The sequence below is a fragment of the Sporosarcina sp. G11-34 genome, from assembly GCF_026931025.1.
The window spans coordinates 60003-81499 of the sequence record NZ_JAHNZW010000015.1 but is presented as its reverse complement, the minus strand read 5'-3'; the positions used below and the strand labels follow the sequence as shown (position 1 = coordinate 81499).

General features: G+C 41.7%; 16 protein-coding genes. 6 read left to right on the top strand and 10 right to left on the bottom strand.

What is annotated here, in order from left to right:
• Positions 1 to 70: 70 nt before the first annotated feature.
• Together KSU66_RS17845 and KSU66_RS17840 are read right to left on the bottom strand one after the other, a co-directional pair.
• Complete coding sequence (locus KSU66_RS17845; protein ID WP_269052814.1) at positions 71 to 1900, bottom strand: ABC transporter ATP-binding protein; 1830 nt, start codon at positions 1898 to 1900, stop codon at positions 71 to 73.
• Entirely contained in the window at positions 1881 to 3623 is a 1743-nt protein-coding gene (locus KSU66_RS17840; protein ID WP_269052813.1) for an ABC transporter ATP-binding protein, read from the bottom strand. The genes KSU66_RS17845 and KSU66_RS17840 overlap by 20 nt, the downstream gene beginning before the upstream one ends.
• A gap of 402 nt (positions 3624 to 4025) precedes the next feature.
• On the opposite strand from KSU66_RS17840, the gene KSU66_RS17835 reads away from it, so the two are divergent.
• Genes KSU66_RS17835 through KSU66_RS17820 form a run of 4 tightly spaced genes read left to right on the top strand, consistent with a single transcriptional unit; the run spans position 4026 to position 6787 of the window.
• Positions 4026 to 4409 carry a GntR family transcriptional regulator gene (locus KSU66_RS17835; RefSeq protein ID WP_269052812.1) on the top strand — a complete coding sequence of 128 codons (384 nt, stop codon included), beginning with the start codon at positions 4026 to 4028 and terminating at the stop codon, positions 4407 to 4409.
• Entirely contained in the window at positions 4406 to 5299 is an 894-nt protein-coding gene (locus KSU66_RS17830) for an ATP-binding cassette domain-containing protein (protein ID WP_269052811.1), read from the top strand. Before KSU66_RS17835 ends, KSU66_RS17830 begins: the two co-directional genes overlap by 4 nt.
• Positions 5286 to 6035 carry a hypothetical protein gene (locus tag KSU66_RS17825; protein ID WP_269052810.1) on the top strand — a complete coding sequence of 250 codons (750 nt, stop codon included), beginning with the start codon at positions 5286 to 5288 and terminating at the stop codon, positions 6033 to 6035. Before KSU66_RS17830 ends, KSU66_RS17825 begins: the two co-directional genes overlap by 14 nt.
• On the top strand, positions 6035 to 6787 hold the full coding sequence (locus KSU66_RS17820) for a hypothetical protein (RefSeq protein WP_269052809.1): 753 nt from the start codon (positions 6035 to 6037) through the stop codon (positions 6785 to 6787). The genes KSU66_RS17825 and KSU66_RS17820 overlap by 1 nt, the downstream gene beginning before the upstream one ends.
• 39 nt (positions 6788 to 6826) lie before the next feature.
• Here the strand turns inward: KSU66_RS17820 and KSU66_RS17815 are convergent, their stop codons facing one another.
• Positions 6827 to 7726 (bottom strand): DMT family transporter, encoded by a 900-nt coding sequence (locus tag KSU66_RS17815; RefSeq protein ID WP_269052808.1) that lies wholly within the window; start codon positions 7724 to 7726, stop codon positions 6827 to 6829.
• Between the two features lie 130 nt (positions 7727 to 7856).
• Here KSU66_RS17815 and KSU66_RS17810 point away from each other — a divergent pair, with 130 nt between their 5' ends.
• Both KSU66_RS17810 and KSU66_RS17805 read left to right on the top strand, forming a co-directional pair.
• Entirely contained in the window at positions 7857 to 9509 is a 1653-nt protein-coding gene (locus KSU66_RS17810; RefSeq protein ID WP_269052807.1) for an EAL domain-containing protein, read from the top strand.
• Positions 9510 to 10076: 567 nt separating this feature from the next.
• On the top strand, positions 10077 to 10958 hold the full coding sequence (locus KSU66_RS17805; RefSeq protein WP_269052806.1) for an SDR family oxidoreductase: 882 nt from the start codon (positions 10077 to 10079) through the stop codon (positions 10956 to 10958).
• Between the two features lie 54 nt (positions 10959 to 11012).
• On the opposite strand, the gene KSU66_RS17800 is transcribed toward KSU66_RS17805, so the two are convergent.
• From KSU66_RS17800 to KSU66_RS17770, 7 genes are all read right to left on the bottom strand, one after another.
• Complete coding sequence (locus KSU66_RS17800; RefSeq protein WP_269052805.1) at positions 11013 to 13202, bottom strand: YhgE/Pip family protein; 2190 nt, start codon at positions 13200 to 13202, stop codon at positions 11013 to 11015.
• Positions 13203 to 13271: 69 nt separating this feature from the next.
• Positions 13272 to 13841 (bottom strand): TetR/AcrR family transcriptional regulator, encoded by a 570-nt coding sequence (locus tag KSU66_RS17795; protein WP_269052804.1) that lies wholly within the window; start codon positions 13839 to 13841, stop codon positions 13272 to 13274.
• Between the two features lie 465 nt (positions 13842 to 14306).
• A complete protein-coding gene (locus KSU66_RS17790) occupies positions 14307 to 16040 on the bottom strand; it encodes an ABC transporter ATP-binding protein (RefSeq protein WP_269052803.1) in 1734 nt (577 codons plus the stop codon).
• A 246-nt stretch (positions 16041 to 16286) separates the two neighbouring features.
• A complete protein-coding gene (locus tag KSU66_RS17785) occupies positions 16287 to 16985 on the bottom strand; it encodes an AIM24 family protein (protein WP_269052829.1) in 699 nt (232 codons plus the stop codon).
• Positions 16986 to 17121: 136 nt separating this feature from the next.
• Complete coding sequence (locus KSU66_RS17780) at positions 17122 to 18387, bottom strand: serpin family protein (protein WP_269052802.1); 1266 nt, start codon at positions 18385 to 18387, stop codon at positions 17122 to 17124.
• Between the two features lie 119 nt (positions 18388 to 18506).
• Positions 18507 to 19673: a saccharopine dehydrogenase family protein gene (locus tag KSU66_RS17775; protein WP_269052801.1), complete on the bottom strand. Its 1167-nt coding sequence runs from the start codon at positions 19671 to 19673 to the stop codon at positions 18507 to 18509.
• Between the two features lie 224 nt (positions 19674 to 19897).
• On the bottom strand, positions 19898 to 21376 hold the full coding sequence (locus KSU66_RS17770) for an aldehyde dehydrogenase family protein (RefSeq protein ID WP_269052800.1): 1479 nt from the start codon (positions 21374 to 21376) through the stop codon (positions 19898 to 19900).
• Positions 21377 to 21497: the final 121 nt, after the last annotated feature.

The window sequence follows — 21497 nt, the reverse complement described above, 5'->3', positions numbered from 1 at the left end:
AGGTACAGAGAAGACCAGTTGAAAAGGACTTTTTCAGTGGCCTCGATTTAATCACGTAGCCTTTTTGTTTTTATATTTTTGATTCAAGCAACATATTATAGTAAATACCTTTGCGCTCAATTAGCTCATCTTGATCGCCGAACTCTACTAGTTCCCCGTGATCCATTACATAAACGGTGTCTGCTTTTCGCACCGTGTTTAGTCTGTGGGCAATTACGAAACTCGTTCGCCCTTCCATTAGACGGTCTAGAGCTTCTTGTATTTCGAGTTCAGTTACCGTATCAATACTACTCGTTGCTTCATCGAGTAATAGAAGCACGGGATCAGCGACAAGCGCGCGAGCTATTGACAGAAGTTGCTTCTGACCTTGTGATATCTCGCCACCGTCCGCTGTTAATACCGTATCGTAACCATCCTCAAGTCGACTAATGAAGCTATGGGCATTTGCTTTTTTAGCTGCTTCAACCACTTCTTCGTCCGTCGCATCCAACTTCCCGTACCGAATATTTTCATAAACGGTCGCTTCAAATAAAAATGGATCTTGCAGCACGAAAGCAGTTTGACTTCGAAGTGTTTTCCGAGGCAATTCACTAATTGGAATGCCATCTATATAGATTTCGCCACGGTCCACTTCATAGAAACGAGCAAGTAGCTGCATAATCGTTGTCTTTCCTGCTCCTGTAGCACCTACGAATGCCGCAGTCTCCCCTGATTTAACATGGAATGATAAGTCTTTAATTGTGTAGCCGTCCGTTTCAACAGCATAGCCAAATGACACGTCTCGGAACTCCACATCACCTTTAAGTATCGTCTCTGCATGTTCAGTTGCATCATCGTCTTCAATCGGTTCATCCATAATACCAAAGACTCTTTCAGCACCCGCCAATGCGGAAAGGACCGTATTAAATTGGTTCGCTAAATCGTTAAGCGGGCGCGTAAACTGACGCGCTAGTTCCGAAAATATCACGATGGTTCCGACTGTCACCGATCCGTCTCCCGTTAAGGCTAATATTCCGCCGACACCCGCAACGACTGCAAAACTGCCGTTATTCAGTGTGTTCATTACTTTTGGTATAAAGCCGGAATAAGTCATTGCCCAGAAACCTGTCCGGCGAAGTCGATCACTCTTCTCTGCAAACTCCGCCATCACATGCTCTTCTTGTGAAAATGCTTTGACAATTCTTTGACCAGAAATTGTTTCTTCAATCATCCCATTTAATTCGCCAACGGCTCTTTGCTGTTCTTTAAAGAGTTTACCTGTTCGACGTGTAATCCAACGCATTGCAATAAACATAACAGGAATAATAATTATTGTTAACAAGGTCAATAACGGGCTCAAATACAGCATGAGCGCGATTGTTCCGATTAGCGTTAACACACTCGAAAACACTTGGATAAAAGAAGTGTTTAGTGTTTGACTGACGTTTTCAATATCATTGGTCATGCGGCTCATTAACTCGCCGTGTTGTCTTTTATCAAAAAAAGTTACCGGTAATTTTTGCAAATGCGAGAATAAGCCTGTTCGCAAACGATAAACAGTTTGTTGGGCAATCCCGACCATCCAATAGTTCTGGAAATACATTGACGATGATAAGCCTAGGTATACCACAATTAGTATACCTATTTGTGTACCAAGGCCGTCGAATTGGCTTGTCATTATGTAATTATCGATAATTTTACCAACCATAAATGGCCCCAGTAGTGCAAGACCCGAACTGACGAAGACGAGCGCTAAGACAGTGAGTAATAGCGCTCGCTGTTCATCTACAAGTTTCCAAATTCTTTGAAGAACAGACTTCCAGTTACTCGCCCGCTCTCCTTTTTTCCTCCCCGGACCTTTTATATCTTCTTTCGATAAAACCGGCTCGTAGCCAAAAGGTTTACGAATTGCGCGTAACATGGACTTTCCCCTCCTCTTCCGATTGCGATTGTTCAATCTTCCGGTAAAGTGCCGACTGTTTTAACAATTCCTTATGTGTCCCGTATCCCACAACGCGGCCTTCATCAAGCAGAAGTATATTAGCCGCCCCAATAGCCGTTGAAATTTTTTGCGTAACGACAAGCATCGTCGCATCTTCTTTTTCAAGCGCATCCCAAAGCGCTGTTTCCGTTTTCACATCAAGTGCGCTTGTGCTATCGTCCAGAATTAATATTGATGGTTTTCGAACAAGCGCCCTTGCAATGGATAGTCGTTGTTTTTGTCCTCCGGATAAGTTAACCCCTTTTTGTCCAACCCTTGTTTCGTATTTATTGGAGAACGAGTCAATTGATTCATGAATCTGTGCCTTCTTTGCTGCTTCCTGAAGTTCATCATCATGTGCATCTGTATCGCCCCATGATAAGTTCTCCATAATAGAACCCGTGAATAGAATAGATTGTTGTGGAACCAAACCGATTGTATCGCGCAGCTCTTTCAACGGCCAATCGTTCACTTCTTTTCCACTGACAAACACTTTTCCTTCCGTCGCTTCAAACATTCGCGGAATAAGGTTTAATAAAGTTGATTTACCTGAACCTGTTGCACCCATAATTGCCAGCTTCTCGCCTGGGGCTACGTGGAACGATATATTATCGAGTATTGGCTCTGGTTTACCTGGATAGCTGAATGAAACATTCTCAAATCGCAAATCGCCTTCCAGTGGCCTAAAGTTGTTCTCACCCGTTTTATGAATTTCAAGGTCTTCATTCGCGTGAAGCACCTCTTCCATCCGTTCGGCAGATGCTTTCGCACGCGAAAAGGCGACGATGATAAAAGCAAACATTGAAAATGCACCCGTCATCCGCATCGCATAGTTAACAACTGCAACGAGTTCTCCAACTTTGGCTCCCCCATCGCGAACCTCAATAGCCCCGAACCAAAGGACCGCCATCAAACTAATGTTCATAACCAATAATAAGATCGGCAAAATAAGTTCCATTAATCGCATTGCTTTTACGGTATCGTTTCGAAGCATATCGGCAACTTTTGAAAATCGACTCGCTTCATACATACCGCGCAAATAGGCCTTGATCAGCCTAACTGCTTGTAAGTTCTCCTGGCTAATTCGGTTTACGCCGTCGAGCCTTTGTTGAATTCTAGAGAAATAAACAACGCCCTTTTTGGCCATAAAATATAAGAATAGCAGCAAAAAAGGTGCCCCGATGACTAAGTAAAGTGCTAGTTTCGCATTCACAATAAAGGCCATCACCAAACTACCAATTACAAGTAGTGGTGCGCGCATCATAATCCGCAGTCCCATAAAAAAGACTTGCTGAACCATCGTCACGTCACTTGTTAACCGGGTGATCAACCCCGCTGTTGGAAATCGAAGAAATGTTGCCATTGAAAATGCTTGTACTTGCCTGAATAACGCCTTTCTCAAATCGTAGGCAAAGCCTTGTGCAGCATGTGCCGCAAAATACGAGTTGACTACCCCCGCAAATAAAGCGACCATTGCCATCCCCATCATGGCACCGCCATAAGTCCAAATGACATTGACATTTCCCGCAATAATTCCATCGTCAATTATCTTCGCAATTAAAAGCGGTTGAATTAGCTCAACACTTAGTTCGAGTAACATAAGGCTTAATGCAATTACGATTGGCCACTTATAAGGTTTCGCATGTGAAAATATTGTTCTCATCTTTATTGACCCCCAAAACTGTTTCGCACCTCGAATTAATAACGTATACCCTTATTATGCCACAACAATGATTGGTCTGTACACCCAATATCACTTAATTAAGAATTATTTAATAATTGCATTACTATTGATGTCCAAATGAGGTTCGTTAAGCTTCTATAATTCGTCGTAGTGAAGTTTGGTTGCACTCGGAGCGATTTGGTTGCACCTACTAGTGAAAATCTTGCACTCAGTAAACTTTAGCTTGCACCGAAATTTATTTGCTTGCACTCGCCTCTACTTTCCTTGCAAATTGTAACTTAGGTATCACTTTTAATTTAAACTATTCAGTTGTTTTTTCTATCCAAAAGGAGTATAGTACATTACAACAGTAATGCACTGATTTACAGGGGGGTGATGAGAATGCTCGACGAAAGTGGTTCGAAGCCGATTTACGTACAGATAGCGGAATGGATTGAAAAAGAAATTATAGACGGCGCACTTTTAGCCGATGAAAAAGTACATTCCCAATATCAACTGGCGGATCTCTTCAATATTAATCCTGCGACTGCTGGGAAGGGTTTAACACTGTTACTCGATGAAGAAGTTGTATACCAAAAGCGCGGGCTCGGTACATTTGTCTCGCCAACAGGACGCGAGAAACTTCTCGTCAAACGAAAAGAGGAAACGCTGCGGCCTCTCATCACTAAACTGCTTGATGAAGCGATGTTACTTGGGGTCGATGAACAGAGTTTACAAGCGATGATTGAAACCGAACGCGAGAGAAAAAAGGGGGTATCACAATGACGGTTGTTGAATTCAACAAAGTGGTAAAATCGTTTCGCACGCACGATGTCTTAAAAGAGATGAGTTTTGAAATAAAAGAAGGTGTTCTGACAGGAATAATTGGACGCAACGGGGTTGGTAAAACAACGCTAATGAAAATTATTGTCGGTTTTACAGAAGAAACTTCTGGTAAAGTCGAAGTATTTGCTGAAAAGCCGTTTAACAGTTTAAAAGTATCGGCGAACTCGATTTTGGTCGATGACGGCATGTATTTTCCAGTCGCTATGACATTGAACGATATTTTAAAGGAATGCGAACGTTTCTATCCTAATTGGGACGGCGAACTTGCGAAACGACTTGTTTATTATTTCGGCTACCACCTAGATGCCCGTCATCCGCATTTATCCAAAGGGAAAAGAAGTACTTTTAACGCAATCATTGGGATTTCCTCTCGGTGCGCACTTACTATTTTCGATGAGCCGACAACCGGAATGGATTCAGCGGTCCGAAAAGATTTTTATCGCGCGCTGTTGAAAGATTATCTCGCTCATCCGAGAACGATTTTATTATCAAGTCATCATATAGAAGAGATTGAAGATTTGCTGGAGGACGTGCTACTCGTTCATCAAGGGGTTGCTCACTTTCACGGTCCGATTACAAAACTACAGGAAATGTTTATTAAGTTAGTCGGGAAAACGGGAAAACTCGCTTTTCATACAGCAGGCAAAACAATTACAAGTGCGAGCAGTACTGGCCCTTATCCTGAATGGATACTTGAAAACACCTTTTCTGAAGACGACATAGTCCGAATGAAAGCGGATGGTATCGTTATCAGCGCTGTTAACGCCAACGATGCTTACATCGCACTAACCAATCAGCCGAGAGGAGGAATTGATGATGTATTTGAATGAACCTAAACTAGCAGACATCGTGAAACAGTTATTCCGGTTCAAGTTAAATTCGTATGCGGCTTACTTTTCTACATTCGTTTTCTTGCAAATCGGCGCCCTCGTTTTAGCTATCACCGGGAATAAGTACAGCGTTAGTTATGATTCATTTTCCAGTGTGACAATTATTAACGTTTCAAATGACTTTAACGTAGTGTTGGCCATGGTTTGGGCGCTAATTTTCGGCATCAACTTAACAACAGCCGCCCGACGCAATGAAGCTTTCACTTTCATCAGCACTCGGTTGAGCAACCATTTTGCCAACTTGCTCGTTATACTTACCGCTTCCTTTTTTGCAGGAATTATCGCAGCTTTAACTAGTCCTGTTCTTAAATTATTTGGTTTTCTTTTCTACGGGGAAATGGTCGTTAGTACGCCGGGGATTGTTGCCGAACCAAGTGACTTTTTCCTAAGAATAATTACGGCAATCGCATACGTATTGTTGTTCTTTTTAATCGGGTATGTAATTAGTTCTCTCGTACAACTACACAAAGTTTTCATCGGTGTTTTCATCATCATGTGGATTGTTTTTTCAAGCTCGACTGCCACTTGGAACGGTGCTCAGTACATCGGATACATCTACGAGTTCTTTAGTAACGAACAATCTCTGCTACTTTTTCTTCTTAAAATTAGCGGAACAGTTCTCGGTCTATTCACCATTTCAACTATCATCACAAATCGCTTGGAGGTGAGGAATTAATGAATTTCACATTGTTTACACTACTTATAGTGCTGGTGTCAGTTTTCTTATTCCTCCGAATCTCTAAATCGAATGAAATGATGAAATCTAGTACAAAGAAGTTCGCTGTCCGTATCAATAAGTCGACTCACTTCAAAATACTGTTAGGATTCCTTGGTCTCCTACTGATCCTTACAGCTATTGGTGAATTTGTGTATGACGGAAAGTCATCTGCCGACCCTGCTCCGAAAGCGGATGCCGATTATATGCAGCTACTGGATTCAATGGATTCGATTGATAACCAAATTATTAACAGTGAGGAAGTTGATCCTACACTTCTAGTCGAGAAAAGAACACATTCAACCGGAGAAACGCTGACCATATATAGTCAAGAGAAATATGTGGACCATTTTGAGGGCCCGGTTGTTTATATCGAAAGAAAAAGTGGGAACGACAAAACAATCGAAGAGTTTATTTATAAGCCACTACTAGTTACAGACGGTTATGATTTTACCCAAAAAGTACCGATCTGGATGCCCATTTGGGAAGGGGATATAATGACACTTCCGAAAAGTCCCGGTTATGATATTACGTACACGATATTTCAAGAAGCTACTGCTTTGGATCAATTAACAAAGTTTAAATCCAATAGTTATCAGGGCTATGATTCCACTTATAGACCATCGGTTATTCATCTAAAAATACCTGAAAACTTGAAAATTATTAATGAATATGAAGAAGAACAACTTATTTATATTGATGAACTCGACTAAATAAAAGAAGCGGATCCCTTTTTTTGAGATCCGCTTCTTTTAAGTTTTTATTTTACTTCCTGCGACAGAGATCCACGTAACACCGAGTAGCATAATAATACCGCCCGATAATTGCCACATACCTAGAATTTGACCAAACCAAATCATAGAAACAACCATTGCCGTAAGCGGTTCAAAGCTAGATAACACACTCGCTTCAACTGGCGTAATGTATTTCATACTTCCAAGAAAGAGCGTAAATGCTACCGTTCCCACTATGATGACTGCCACTAACATAAGCGATGCTTCCCAATTTATTAATAGCTTCATTTGCTTCACGACAGTGATTGGATTGAAAACTAACAGGGTTCCCCCGCCAATAACCATCGCCCATCCTACTGATAGTAAAACCCCCCACTCTTGCATGAGTCGGGCTGGAAAAAGCGTATAAAACGAAAATGTAAACCCAAGTAATACTCCCCAAATTACAGCCATTTTGCTTAATGCAAAACCGGACAACGAACCATTTGTTAGGAGGAGAAACAATCCACCTAATGTGACTAGTATCCCTAGCACTTGTACAAGTGGTGGGAATTTACGATGCATCCATGAAACGAATATAATAATATATATTGGTGCCAAAAATTGAAATAATGTTGCAATTACCGCGTTGCTCGCTTCAATTGCAGCAACAAACGTGAACTGCACACCGAGCATACCAACTACTCCAAATATAAGTAACTGACGAGCCCATACCTTTTGGCGCCACGGTAACGTTACCCTCTTCCCTTGCATTTTCAACATAATAAGTATAAATGCACCCGCAACCATTAACCGAATCGTCAGCATGAAGGAAACAGACATCTCCGTAGTTTCCAGCAGCCACTCCATCATTGGCCCCGTTGTCCCCCAGAGGGTAGCCCCCGTAATAATCATTATGAGTCCCTTCAATCGATTCATGTTCTCTCCCCCAAATCTACTAATTAAATCTTTTATTTAAACATACTTACTTAATCCTATACTATTGAATGAAATATTTCTGCAACTTCTCTATAATGATAATATAGAGCACCTAGAAGGGGGTAATTGAATGATTTCAGACCATAATCAATTCAAACCAGAGTTTGCTAATATTTTAAGTAGTCTTGAGCAATTTTATATGGTAACCCACATGGACGGTGAAGGGTCTATTACTCATACAAATTCCATATTTCTACAGACAAGTAAATGGACACCAAAACGTGTTCTTGGTAAAACTTTATGGCAAATGTTTTCTGATACAACCGAAGGACAAAAACAAGCCCAGGATATTTGGGAACATGTATTAAATGGTAAGACCTGGTTCGGTACAGCCGAAAAAGTGACTCGGTTAGGCGACCCGTACTTTGTCCAAATGACCGCAATTCCAAGCATGCAGGCAGATGATAAGCTTAACTCTGTCCTATTTCTTGAATTAGATATTACGGAAGATATTGGACTTCGCGACCGCCTGCAACAAATCGCGTTCATTGATTATGAAACAGGGTTAATGAGCCGCCACCACTTGGAAACTACCGTGAATGAATTAATTTCAAAAAAAGAGAGCTTCGCCTTTGTTTACATAAAAATCGATCATTTCTATACACTAAAAGACTTTGATACCTCTGAATCTGGAATAGAAATCATTCAAGCATTTACGAACCGATTGAAACGCTTTTTCCAGGACAATTCAATTGCACGCGTTGGTGTGAATGAATTTGTCGTGCTTACGTCATTCGGTGATTGGTTTATTCAAGGATTCCTCGATTTCTTAAAACGAAATCCTATTTACATTAACAAAACAGCTATCCCTTTATCCGTCAGTGGCGGCATTATCCGCTTCCCGGAAGACCAAAAAACCTATACACACTTAATGAGGGCTGCACTTGCCGCAGCAAAGGACGTTTCAGACCAAGGCGGCGGGAAAATTACTGCACTCTCTAAAGCTTCCCATATCAAGCTTAACAGAAAATCAATTATTGACCGAAAATTAATTACCGCGCTGCGTGATAACGAGCTCCAAGTTGTTTATCAACCGCAAATTGATGTGTCCACTGGAAAAGCACTTCTTTACGAAGCACTTATACGCTGGAATGACGAGGAACTTGGTTCAATTACACCTGATGAACTTATTCCAATTGCTGAAGAAAATGGATTAATCCATGAGATTGGTGCATTTGTTTTAACGGAGTCCGCTAATCTTGCAGCCAAATGGCATGCGGAGGGTCACGACGTGAAAATAGCCGTTAACTCTTCAGTTCGAGAGTTCAGTAATCCTAACTTAAAAGATGAGATTACGAAAATCCTTAAAGTTGCCTCTTGCCCCGCCTCTTTGATTCAACTTGAAATCACCGAGAACTTTGCATTTAAAGCTGAAGAAGAAGGTTCTATTTCCCGGCAGATGAATGAATTGCAGGAAGAAGGTATCCAGTTTGCGCTGGATGACTTTGGAACGGGCTATGCATCATTCCGCTATATGCAATCCTTACCAATTTCCAAAATCAAAATTGATAAGATTTTCATAAATTCATTGACAACTAATAAGCAAACACGACAACTTGTTGAAGGCATGATACAATTCGGAAAATCGATGGATTTATATGTCATTGCTGAGGGTGTAGAAACGGAAGAACAATTCAACTTACTAAAAACGTTGGGTGTAGATGCTGTTCAAGGCTATTACATTGGCGTTCCAGTCTCAAAAGACGAAATTGTTCTTGATTGAAAATATGATAACGGCGTGCCTCGAAATGGAGGCACGCCGTTTTTTGGTTGTACAGTTTATGACGTTGGTGAAAGAAATCCCCTTCTCTAATAAATAGAGAAAGGGATGGAATTTCACTAACGTCATTTTTTATTATTATATTGAATAAATCCTATGAACTGCTGATTTCCGTTCCGAGCGGACGCGTTCCACGGGGCGGGCGTTGAGCCTCCTCGTCGCTCTGCTCCTGCGGGGTCTCAACTGTCCCGCTTCATCCCGTAGGAGTCGCCGCTCTGCACTCCAAGCAGCTGTAATTGTAGAAAATATAAGTTCAAGATAAATAGAAAACAAGTGAAATTCCCTGTAGAATAAAAGTCGACCAAAACCATCATTCAGGAGAGAATTCGCTTGTCATATTCTAATAGTATTAAATCTTTACTAGATATTCAAGACCCAAACATTATTTTTGAAGAAGAACCGTTTTTTCATTCACACGTCAAAATAAACTAATCGACATCAGGTTTCGATTAATCCAACATTAATAGGGAATCCTTAGTCCATGTGTTAATTCCTTAAGGAGGTTTCCTAATGGCAAAAGACAAATATGAAGAAATCGACAAAAAAGTACCTGCCGAAACGCAGAATCAGCAACCCGGGGTGGAAGCGAAAATGGATCCTGCACCGATTTATGACGATAAAGATTATAGTGGTTCCGGAAAACTGAAAGGTAAAAACACTTTAATTACCGGAGGAGATAGCGGGATTGGACGCGCTGTCGCAGTTTCGTTTGCAAAAGAAGGAGCAAATGTAGCCATTGCTTATCTGGATGAACAAGAGGATGCCGACGCCGATAAAACCGTGCAACTCATTGAAAGTTACGGCGGCAAGGCGTTGAAAATTCGGCTGGATATTAGCGAAGAAGAACACTGCGAACAAATAATAGACGAAGTGGTCCTAGAATTCGGCAGTTTACACATTCTTGTTAATAACGCCGGGAAGCAGTTTCCCCAAGATGACATCCTCTCTATTTCGGCCGATCAACTCCGGGAAACGTTCGAAACAAACTTCTTTGGCTTGTTCTACTTAACAAAGGCAGCACTGGCCCACATGACCAAAGGCGATGCCATCATCAACACGTCGTCTGTCACGGCGTATAACGGCTCACCAGGTCTACTTGATTATTCGGCAACAAAAGGAGCAATTACTTCATTTACACGTTCGCTCGCGCTTAATTTGGCAGGGAAAGGGATTCGTGTCAATGCCGTTGCACCAGGCCCCATTTGGACACCACTTATTCCTGCAACGTTCGATGCGAAGAAAGTTAAACAACACGGGGCGGATACACCCGCTAAACGCCGCGGCCAACCTGCTGAGAACGCACCAGCTTTTGTCTTTTTAGCTTCGAACGACTCCAGCTATATGACAGGACAAACAATTCACGTAGACGGCGGCGATTACGTAGGATCATAAAATAATGAAAAATCCCCTTCTACGGAGTTTTAATCCGTAAAAAGGGGATTTCTTTTATGCTTCTACTGTTTCTTTCGAATGTCTCTTCTTGAAGATCAATGCGAAGTATCCAAATGTAATCGCAAGGAATACAACCATGAATCCTAGGAGAATTCCGTTATTCGTCCAGAGGAATGCTATATCTCCTGTTGAAATTGCTGATTTAAATGCAGATACTGAATAAGTCATTGGTAATAGTATGTTGAAAATTTGAAGCGGTTTCGGTATTAATTCGAGTGGGAAGGTTCCCGCGCTCGTTGTTAACTGTAATATAAGAATTAAAATCGCTACGAAACGTCCTGCATCTCCGAAGATGGAGACGAACATTTGAACAAGTGCGATGAAAGTATAACTGGTAATAATCGCCGTTAAGATGAATAGCGGCATATTTACTACTTCCATACCCAGTGCAAATACAACAATTGCCACAGATATTAGTGCTTGTATCAAACCGACGATTCCAAGTACCGTTACTTTACTGGAGAACCATGCGAATGCACCAGTTGGTTTAAGTGCAGGCTCTACTAGTGGGAATACAATAGATAAGAGTAAAGCTCCTACAAATAATCCAAGCGATAAGAAGTATGGTGCAAAACCTGTTCCGTAGTTCGGTACGTGGTTAATACCATTTTGTTCGACGTTGACCGGCGCTCCCGCCATGTCATAAGTTTTTTCAGTTGGATTCACTTCTTTTGCTGTATCACTTGCTTCAGCTAATTTCTCTTGAAGTGTCAATACGCCATCATCCAGTTCCAGCGTTCCGTCTACCAGCGTGTTTGAGCCATCTGCTAGTTCTCTTGATTTGGTTGCAAGTGTGCCCGTTCCTTCTTGAAGCGTGTCACTTCCTTCTGTCAATGAAGTGAGACCTGTCGCTAAATCAGCGGAACCTTTTTGTGCATCCGCAACTCCCTTAGAAAACTCAACAAGTCCTGTAGCAAGCTCGCTATTTCCACTTGCTAATGAATTTGCACCTTCACGAAGTGCTGAAGACGAACCGTTTAATTCATTTAATCCAGTAAGCGCTTCGCCGTGCGCACCCGCGAGTTGTCCTGATGCACCTTGTAGCTCAGCTGCACCTTCTGCTAATGCAGCCGTTCCACCTGACAGTCCTTGCAGACCCGTTGACAGTTCAGCACTTCCTTGCAGTAGCTGATTTAGTGCAGCACCAACTACTTCCTGCTGTTCAGGTGGTAATGCTACCAGGTAGGGTTGTAGTTGGGCAGCTGCACCTTGGATTCCCGCGTTCAAATTGGCAGCTCCCGTTGCCAGTTGACCAGCTGCACCATTTAGTTCTTTTGTTTTTTCACTCAATGTACCAACTGCCCCATTGAATTCATTTTCTTTTTCAGCTATCTTTGCATAACTTTCAGCGAGTTTACTGACGCCATCCGTATATTGCGTAATGCCGTTCTTTAATTCTCCTGAGCCAGATGATGCTGCTTTTGCACCTTCTAGTAATTTGTTACTTCCTTCAGAAAGCGTGCCAAGTCCCGTATTTAACTCTTGGGCTCCACCAGCAGCTTTTTTGGCACCCATCGCAAGTTCAGCTGTTCCATCTGCCAGGGTTACCGTACTTCCAGCTAGCGTTTCAAGATAGCCTTTCAACTCATCTGCGCCGTCGGCAAGCTTGCCGGAACCTTCATGTAGTTTGCCTGCACCGTCTGCCGCATCGCCGAAGCCATCACCCATTTCTGCAATCGAATCAAACAAATTCTCTGCATACGTGGATGAAACCTTATCATTCACTTCTGTTCGAATTCGGTCGAGTGCTGTTTCACCGATTTGCGCTGACAAGAAGTTATATCCTTCGTTTGGTTTATAAACAATCGTTAACTTTTCTGGATTTTCATCTAGCAATGTTGTTGCGTGTTGAGAAAAGTTTTCCGGTATTTCTATCACGACATAATAGTCTTGATTTTCAAGTCCTTTGTCGGCATCCTTCTTGGATACATCGGTAAACTTAAAGGTCTGATCTTCAATTAATGTATCAGACAGCTCTTTCCCTAGCTGTAATTCTACACCGTCCATCTCTGCCCCTTCATCTAGGTTGACGACGGCTACTGGAAGATCATCCATATTTGCATAGGGATCCCAGAATGCCCATAAAAACATTCCTGCATAAAGGACGGGTATAAATAGTATTGCGATCATTGGAACAATCATCTTTCTTGTAGTTAAAAGTTGTTTCCACTCTGCTTTTATCATTGATTTTATCTCCCTTGGACTATATGACCACTTAGTTCAATCGGTCAATTCAGAATAAAAAAAGAAGTCTCACACTAAGAGACTTTTAAATATGGTCTCGCTCAATACCTTAACAATTCGTTCTTCTTCAATGTCTTCTGTATGGGTTTTTCCCCAATCTGCAACTAGTGCGAAATATGCCTTAAATAGAAGGTAAGCAATTAATTCTGTATCACAAGGTTTTAATTCGCCTCGTTTAATTGCATTTTCTATTTTTTCTTGCACATATGAGACAATAATTTTTTCAATTTCCTCCAACACTTCCCCGACTGCGGGTGTACGGAGTTCTTTTTCTTCATCAATTAGCTTTGCGTACAATTGGTGTGTTTCACGGAATTGAAGTATTTGCATGAGCTGTGCATGTGCATTTTGCTCGAATGAAGCACCTTCAACAACAACTGTTTCTGCTTCAACTTTCATTGCCTTAATCATTTTTACGACTATAGCATTAAATAATTCTTCTTTGTTGGCAAAAAAGGTGTAAATTGTTCCTTTACCTACATTCGCAATTTTTGCCACTTGATCCATCGTGGTGGCTTTGTATCCGAACAGTGAAAATGATTTTGCAGCTGCCTCTAATATCTCTTGTCTGCGGTCCATTTCTCCACCTCACTTTAAATGAATATCTCGACTGACCAAAAAACGTAATCGGTCACTAGGTCATTATATTACTATGGACTATAGAATTATGCAAGTTTTTTATTCTCTTCAAATTTATGTTGGGCTCTAAGAAAAGTATTGGGGTAATGTGAGATCAGCACGTCACCTTCTTTTCTCTTATGCAAAGTATATTGATTTGCGTTCCAGTCGGACGCTTTCCGTGGGGCGTGCGGTGAGCCGCTTCCTTCGCTTCGCTACGTCCAGGGTCTCAACTGTCACGCTAAATCCCACCGGAGTCGCCGACTTCCACTCCAATCAACTAAACCATTAGATCAAGTGAATAATTCATCTGCCTTACTGAACACCAATTTCTTTATTCTCTTTTGGATAACTCGCTTATTAAATGAGATCATAAAAAAGTATAAAAGAAGGATGGTTCGATATCCTCCTCCTTTACTTTCATCTCTACGCCAATTGTTGTTCTGCAAATTCACGATATAAGGCGTGTGACTGCGTCAATTCATGATGGGTTCCGCTGCCTGTAACTTGTCCATTTTCGATGAATATAATTTTATCCGCATCGACAATTGTAGACAAACGATGGGCGATGACGAATGTTGTGCGCCCTTCCATCAGTCGTGTTAATGCATCTTGAACAACGCCCTCTGATTGACTGTCAAGACTTGCCGTTGCCTCATCCATCATTAATATCTTAGGATCTCGTAAAAAGGCTCGTGCGATGGCAATCCGTTGTCTTTGTCCACCTGAAAGCTTCACGCCTCGCTCGCCTACTTCTGTATTTAATCCTTTTGAATAGTTCTTAATGAATTCTTTTGCATAGGCCATTTCGGCGACTTCCCAAAGTCTTTCATCCGATATACTGTCACCATCAGTTAACCCATAGCATAGGTTTTCGCGAATTGTTCCGGCCATCATCGCACTTTCTTGTGAAACATAACCTATTTGGCTACGCCATGATGCCATTGATAGCTCTGTTATAGGCGTCTCGCCAATTCGAATTTCACCAGTCGTCGGTTCATAAAATCGTTCTAACAAACCGAACATGGTCGTTTTCCCTCCGCCGCTAGGCCCAGCAAACGCAACCATCTCACCCGGTCGTGCTTCAAATGAAATATTCCTTAATACCGGCTCGCCTTCATCATAAGCAAAGGAGACGTCCACTACTTGGATTGGTTTATTTGCTACATCGACTTCTAAACCATCCTGCCCATCTTCCAATGGGAGTTCCAATATGTCTATGATGCGTTCTGTAGCACCTTTTGCTTTTTGTAACTGCGTGAAGAACATTGCAAATGCTGTAATCGGAAAGATGATTTGGAATAGATATAGCAAGAAAGCGACAAGTGAACCCGTCGACATCGTTCCATTTGCCACCCGCATGCCGCCGTATCCGATTATCATCACAATGACGACCATGACAACTAAGTACATAAATGGAGCTATAAGTGCATTGATCCGTGCTTCTTTTAATCCGAATCCAAAGAGTTTTTTGATGCCTAATAATCCTTTAGCCTCTTCATTTTCTTCAGCATTCGACGCTTTCATTAAGCGTATTTCGCTCAATGTCTGTTGGATATTTCCTGTAAACACAGCTGTTTCATCTTGCAAACCACGTGAAATCTTCGCCATTCTCGTCCCAAGCGGAATCATTATAGCCACTGTAACCGGAACGGATATCAACATAATAAGCGTCATTTTCCAGTCCATAATCAGTAGTATTGTGACCGCTCCGACAATTGAAATAATCCCAGTAATAAATTGTGGTAAATGATTGGAAATCAATTCCCGAACAATCCCCGTATCATTAACAACACGACTTACTGTTTCACCGCTGGACTCCTCATCAAAGTGGCTGACAGGTAATCGAATAAGCTTTTTCCACATCCGGTCACGCAGCCTCGCAACCACTTTTTGCCCAACATAACTAAGCGAATAAATGGAAATCCCGTCAATGACCGCTTGGAGAATAAACGCCACGCCTATTGCAATTATTATAGGAACACTAAGCGAGGATACCGAAAAACCATCCACTAGATTTTTTGTCAGTAGCGGAACAACTAGGCCTGCTATCGTTGTTAGAACGCCGGCAATTAAACCAATTGCAAGTGCTAGTTTAGGTATTCCCGTTGATAATATAAGTGAGAAAAACGGCTTCATGCCATTCGCTTTCTTCGTCATTATTTATAACCTCTATTCAGTTCTTCTTTTTTAGCGATTAAGCTAGTATACTACAAAATTTATTTACAGGATAACTAAGGCATTCTTTTTCCGCACTTCCTAGAAGTTATCAGCGTTCGTGGGTGTAGTATCAGCGCTCAGCACATACTTATCAGCGAATAGTATCTTTCGGACTACTCTCTCCAAACTAAAAAGCCCGAAAGAAGGCTTTCTCCCTCTTCAGGCTTCTCTCAATTTAATCCTCGATTATGAAGAACTATCCCCTGTCACCAAACCTTCTTCAAAAGGTTGTACAATGACAAATCCTTCTCCCGAGAACTCCATTTGAATGGATTCCCCACTTCCTCGGCCTAAAAATGTTCTAAAACTAATATCGGTTCGGAACTCTGGCATCAAATTCCCAGACCAAGCGACAGTCGCGTTCGGATCAGTTATGACTGGTTCACCCGGACGAACAAGTAATGTTAACGGCTCATAATGAGAAGTGATTGCAACTTTCCCTCTGCCTTTTAACGTGACATTGAACAATCCGCCAGAAACCACGCCTACCATTTTCTTCATAAAATTTATATCCCATTCAATACTCGGCTCAAAGGCTAGAAGGTCATTACCATTTACGGTAATAGACTCATTATTTAATTCAAAAATCGTTATTTTCTTCCCCTGATCAGCTAGGTAAAGCCTACCATTCCCCTGGGCTTTCATGAGCGAGGCCCCTTCACCTGAGAACGCTTTTTTAAACATTTTACCTAATCCGTGCTCTAACATTTTCTCCCGCTCAAATTTAATATGTCCCGTATATGAAATCATGGACCCTGCTTTCGCCCAAACAAGGTCTCTCAAATTAACTTCTAAGATTCTCGGCGTTTCCAACTCAAAGAAATCATTTCCAAGTTCATCCTGTTTTGTTTGCTTTATAAATTCATCTATTGAAAATTTGCTCATCGACTTCATTCCCTTCTCTGTCATTGGTACCTTCCTATACGTATTCGAGAGAATTAGATTTCATTAACAGACTCCATTTGTTTGACGTCCGGATTTTGATAACTCTTCCTATCAAGCACAACAAATTTCACGAAGCTCACTCTACCTGCTCCGGGTTAGCTATCGAGCCCATAAACAATATTGCGTCTGTTTCATCATCGGTAATCGTAAAGAAAAATGGACGATTTACTTCCATTTTGAATGGCTCATCGATTTGCATAGACGTTGTTTTCATCTCCACAGATGTAACCGCAGCCGCTTCAGTACCTTCTTCATTAACATCTATAAATGTCTTTTGTTTAACACCACTAATCCAAACCGGATCCTCTTCTTTAATCATTTTCGTGAAATCTGCGCCCTCCGAAAATGCTGAGTTCATCCCTAGCTCCTTAAGTACATTGTTCAATGAAATATCATACTCCAATTGAAATTTAGGTAGCTTAACCATACCTTCTTTTAAAATAAATTCTGAATTCCATAATGCCCAATTATCATTCGTAATTGTTTTTTTGAATTCATCTAGGTTAATGTTTTCCCTTGGAAGAAAAACCTTCATGCTCATTTCTCTCTCGCCATAAGGAAGAGCGACCGCTTGGAAATCTTCATTTTCCATATATGCCAATTCTTCATTAAGCATCATTAAAGGTACGTCTTTCGTTGTACCGTCTTCCAATTTAAAAGGATGAGTTTTCGTTTCTTCTTCATCAAATTCATAAGCCCAATTTCCTTTAAAGTAAATGGCATTAATCAATATCGCTACTAGATTTGAATCTAAGGGTGAGTCCACAATTTCCTCGATTTTATCGTTTGTCGCCTTTTTAACCCAATCATTGATGCGCTTAGGTGATTCACTACTTGTAATATCTATTTCTTCAATTTCCGCATTAAAATAGCCTTTATTATGTTCAGCAAAGTCATCTTGGAAACTATACTTTTCATTTAACCAAATGGAGTTAGCTACATCTACTTGTATTTCTTCTGTTTCTTTATCCAATATTGACATCATTGAGGCATTCGCTTTATTTAACTCATTTACATCTATGCCTTCGACTTGCAAAGCCTTTGCGATTTCTTCTTTCGTCACGCCGTCTGCCCCGTTATACACCATGGATAATGCCATAAACAAACTCATCGGCGAAATGAATGTATTACCTTCTTGGTCTGCTTCCACTCCGTCTACTAACTTAAACCCTAACTCGTTTACTGCTGCGACAACCTGTTCATAGTCTTTCTCACCAAATTTTACGTCTTTTAATATTTCCGCCACCTCCGAGGTTTCGTTACTTCCAGCCCCTGCTCCGCATCCCGTTACGAACAGTAATAGAAATGCCAACACATAAAAGACGCTCCTTTTTTTCCACATGATAATCACCATCCCTTTATTAGAATTAGACTCGGTAGGGGTTGATAATGTTACAGACAATTTTAAAAAGCTAATCCAAGACCTTACTAAAAGTTTTGGATTAGCCTATTCTACGTTCTTCACGCAAGTGAATTGGATGTTTTAATTTTCTCTTCAATAATGACACCATGTTGTTTTAGTGCTGCAATATAATGTTCACCTGGCACAATTTTCTCTGGCGGGTAAACACCCCGTTTCGAAATTTTTCCAGTACCAATCATTTGCGCAACAATCGACATCGTATTCGCCGTTGCACGGGCCATTGCAGTAATGTTTTCCGCCATATCCTTTTCAGTAAGTAAGTCATACTCATAGGTAATAGCCGAGCCGTCTTTTTTACCGCTGACGAGAACACGAAGCAGTACAGCATCTGATTTTTCACCAAGTTGAAGTTGCGGCGACAAATGTTCTCGCATGACGTCGCGCACTTTTATCGTGTTCCCACCAACTGTAACCACATTGTCCCTCGATAATAATCCAAGATCGACGAGCAGTTGAAATTTTTCCGCATGCCCTTTGTAGCGTATGGTCTTATACTCAAGTGTCTCAACATTCGAGTAGGTTTCTGTCAATGTCGACGTGCCACCTGATGTATGGAACGCCTCCAGTTCACCGAAACCATCGAATTCAATCAACTCTATTTCCGATAAGGAAGGGACCTCTTTCAATTCCCCATTCCGAATCACATGAGATGGATCGGTGTAATGATCAAACACACCCTCGAGTGAAAACACGAGATTATAGTTTAGCGGCGGCTCCGGTTTTACAGGAATACCCCCGACAAATATTTTTATCGTTTCGACTTTATCAAGTTTCCCTGCGCCGTACCCAGTAAGTATATTAATCATTCCAGGTGCGACTCCAAGATCGGGAATGATTGTAACGCCTTTAGCCTTTGCCTCTTCAGTTAATTTTAATACTGCTTCCGTAGCCCCTCCGATGTGTCCACCAAGATCTATCGAATGAACCCCACGTTCAATTGCAGTTCGTGCAACTTTTTCATTAAACTTATAAAATAAGGCATTCACAACAACATCCCCAAGGGCCATTACGTCACCCAGTTGCTGATCATTAGTTGCATCTAGCCATAATACCTCTAGTTTTTCAGACTTCAACTTTTCAGCAAACTCCTCCGCCTGCTTTACATTTAGATCCGCTAAATATACTTTTTGAACATCATCACTTTTCACCAAATCACGTGCCGTCTCTTTCCCCATTAAGCCTGCTCCGAGAACTACAACTTTCATTTCCTTCCCCCCTTACATCTGTGAATTAAAAAGGTTCTTTCTATAACACAAGAACACTGAAAAGGTCAGATTTGTTTCACTCACGTTGATTTCCGTTCCAAGCGGACAGTGCGGAAAGTTATAGTTCGATCTTTCCCTGCCGCTCTCCACTTCAATCAACTAGGATTCGTTATATAATCGATCTTTCCCAGTCTCCTCCCATAACACCCCATACTCCTTCACATTCACGAATTATCAATTTGTGCACGCTGTAACTTGCCGCTAAAGTCTACGTAAATACTCTTCCATTCAGTAAAGACATCAAGTGCCGCCACACCAGAATCACGGTGTCCGTTACCGGTCCCCTTCGTTCCTCCGAATGGCAAGTGGATTTCAGCGCCTGTTGTCCCTGCATTCACATAGACAATTCCCGTATCAAGATCGCGTTGTGCTTGAAATACTTTGTTGACATCACGTGAGAAAATAGAGCTTGAAAGGCCGAAAATAACACTATTATTCACTTCAATCGCCTCTTCTAAGCTGCCTACCTCAATAAGTGACACGACCGGTCCAAAAATTTCTTCCTGTGCAAGACGACTGTCCCATTTCACACCCGTAAACAAAGTTGGTTCAAAGTAGTGTCCATTTGCTAGTTCGCCTTGGATCAATACATTGCCACCTGCAAGAAGTTTCGCCCCCTCTTCTTTGCCGATATTAACGTATTTCGAAATCTTTTCTAGCGCTTTTTTATTAATAACAGGTCCTATTTTCACAGATTCGTCTAGCCCATTACCAATTGTCAGCTTTTTCATTTCTACTAGAAGCTTTTGTTCAAGCTCCTCTTTTACATCTTTATGCACGATGACACGACTACATGCCGTACAACGCTGACCAGCTGTACCAAACGCGCTCCATAGAATTCCTTCCACTGCAAGGTCAATATCAGCATCCTCTAGTACAATGACCGCATTCTTCCCACCCATTTCAAGTGAAACCTTTTTCAGGTGACGTCCCCCTGTTTCGGCAACATGGCGACCTGTTTCAGTAGACCCCGTAAAGGATATGACGCGCACATCTGGATGTTCAATTAACGCCGTCCCAACTTCTGTACCCGAACCAAAAACAATATTCGCCACACCAGCCGGTAGTCCGACCTCTTCGAAGATTAGCGCCATTTCGTACGCCATCATCGGCGTTTCAGTCGCGGGTTTCCAAATGAACGTATTGCCAGCTACAATAGCCGGAAACGACTTCCATGTGGCAATGGCGATTGGAAAGTTCCACGGCGTAATCAATCCCACAACACCAATTGGTGCACGCACACTCATTGCAAATTTATCTTGTAGTTCAGACGGAACGGTTTGCCCAAACAGGCGCCGCCCTTCTCCGGCCATGTAAAATGCCATATCAATACCCTCTTGTACCTCACCCCGTGATTCTTCGATGACCTTACCCATTTCAGTTGTTAGCACTTGTGATAAATGCTCTTTTTTCTCTATCATTAATCGCCCTATATCATATAAATAATCTGCGCGTTTCGGTGCCGGCACGAGCGCCCAATCTTTTTGCGCTTTCTTCGCTACTCCTACCGCCAGATTAACATCCTCTTCTGTTGAGAGTCTTACTTGCGCTACTTCTTCCCCATTTGCTGGATTCTTCACGGCCGTATATTTCCCGTTCCCCGAATCCTGCCATGAACCTCCGATGTAGTTGTTTAATTTCACTACAAACACTCCCCTTTCTATTCCCCATTCAACAAGCCGCTAAAACGCTCACACTAGTACTATTTCTACATAATTCTAAAAATTCCTTCTTTGTCCGGTAAAAAGCAAAAAGCGAGCATAA

Coding starts and splice junctions, on each gene's coding strand:
- KSU66_RS17830 (WP_269052811.1), top strand. CDS start 4,406: ATGACGGTTGTTGAATTCAACAAAGTGGTAAAATCGTTTCGCACGCAC.
- KSU66_RS17845 (WP_269052814.1), bottom strand. CDS start 1,900: ATGTTACGCGCAATTCGTAAACCTTTTGGCTACGAGCCGGTTTTATCG.
- KSU66_RS17825 (WP_269052810.1), top strand. CDS start 5,286: ATGTATTTGAATGAACCTAAACTAGCAGACATCGTGAAACAGTTATTC.
- KSU66_RS17790 (WP_269052803.1), bottom strand. CDS start 16,040: ATGACGAAGAAAGCGAATGGCATGAAGCCGTTTTTCTCACTTATATTA.
- KSU66_RS17785 (WP_269052829.1), bottom strand. CDS start 16,985: ATGAGCAAATTTTCAATAGATGAATTTATAAAGCAAACAAAACAGGAT.
- KSU66_RS17780 (WP_269052802.1), bottom strand. CDS start 18,387: ATGTGGAAAAAAAGGAGCGTCTTTTATGTGTTGGCATTTCTATTACTG.
- KSU66_RS17840 (WP_269052813.1), bottom strand. CDS start 3,623: ATGAGAACAATATTTTCACATGCGAAACCTTATAAGTGGCCAATCGTA.
- KSU66_RS17805 (WP_269052806.1), top strand. CDS start 10,077: ATGGCAAAAGACAAATATGAAGAAATCGACAAAAAAGTACCTGCCGAA.
- KSU66_RS17800 (WP_269052805.1), bottom strand. CDS start 13,202: ATGATAAAAGCAGAGTGGAAACAACTTTTAACTACAAGAAAGATGATT.
- KSU66_RS17820 (WP_269052809.1), top strand. CDS start 6,035: ATGAATTTCACATTGTTTACACTACTTATAGTGCTGGTGTCAGTTTTC.
- KSU66_RS17810 (WP_269052807.1), top strand. CDS start 7,857: ATGATTTCAGACCATAATCAATTCAAACCAGAGTTTGCTAATATTTTA.
- KSU66_RS17815 (WP_269052808.1), bottom strand. CDS start 7,726: ATGAATCGATTGAAGGGACTCATAATGATTATTACGGGGGCTACCCTC.
- KSU66_RS17775 (WP_269052801.1), bottom strand. CDS start 19,673: ATGAAAGTTGTAGTTCTCGGAGCAGGCTTAATGGGGAAAGAGACGGCA.
- KSU66_RS17795 (WP_269052804.1), bottom strand. CDS start 13,841: ATGGACCGCAGACAAGAGATATTAGAGGCAGCTGCAAAATCATTTTCA.
- KSU66_RS17835 (WP_269052812.1), top strand. CDS start 4,026: ATGCTCGACGAAAGTGGTTCGAAGCCGATTTACGTACAGATAGCGGAA.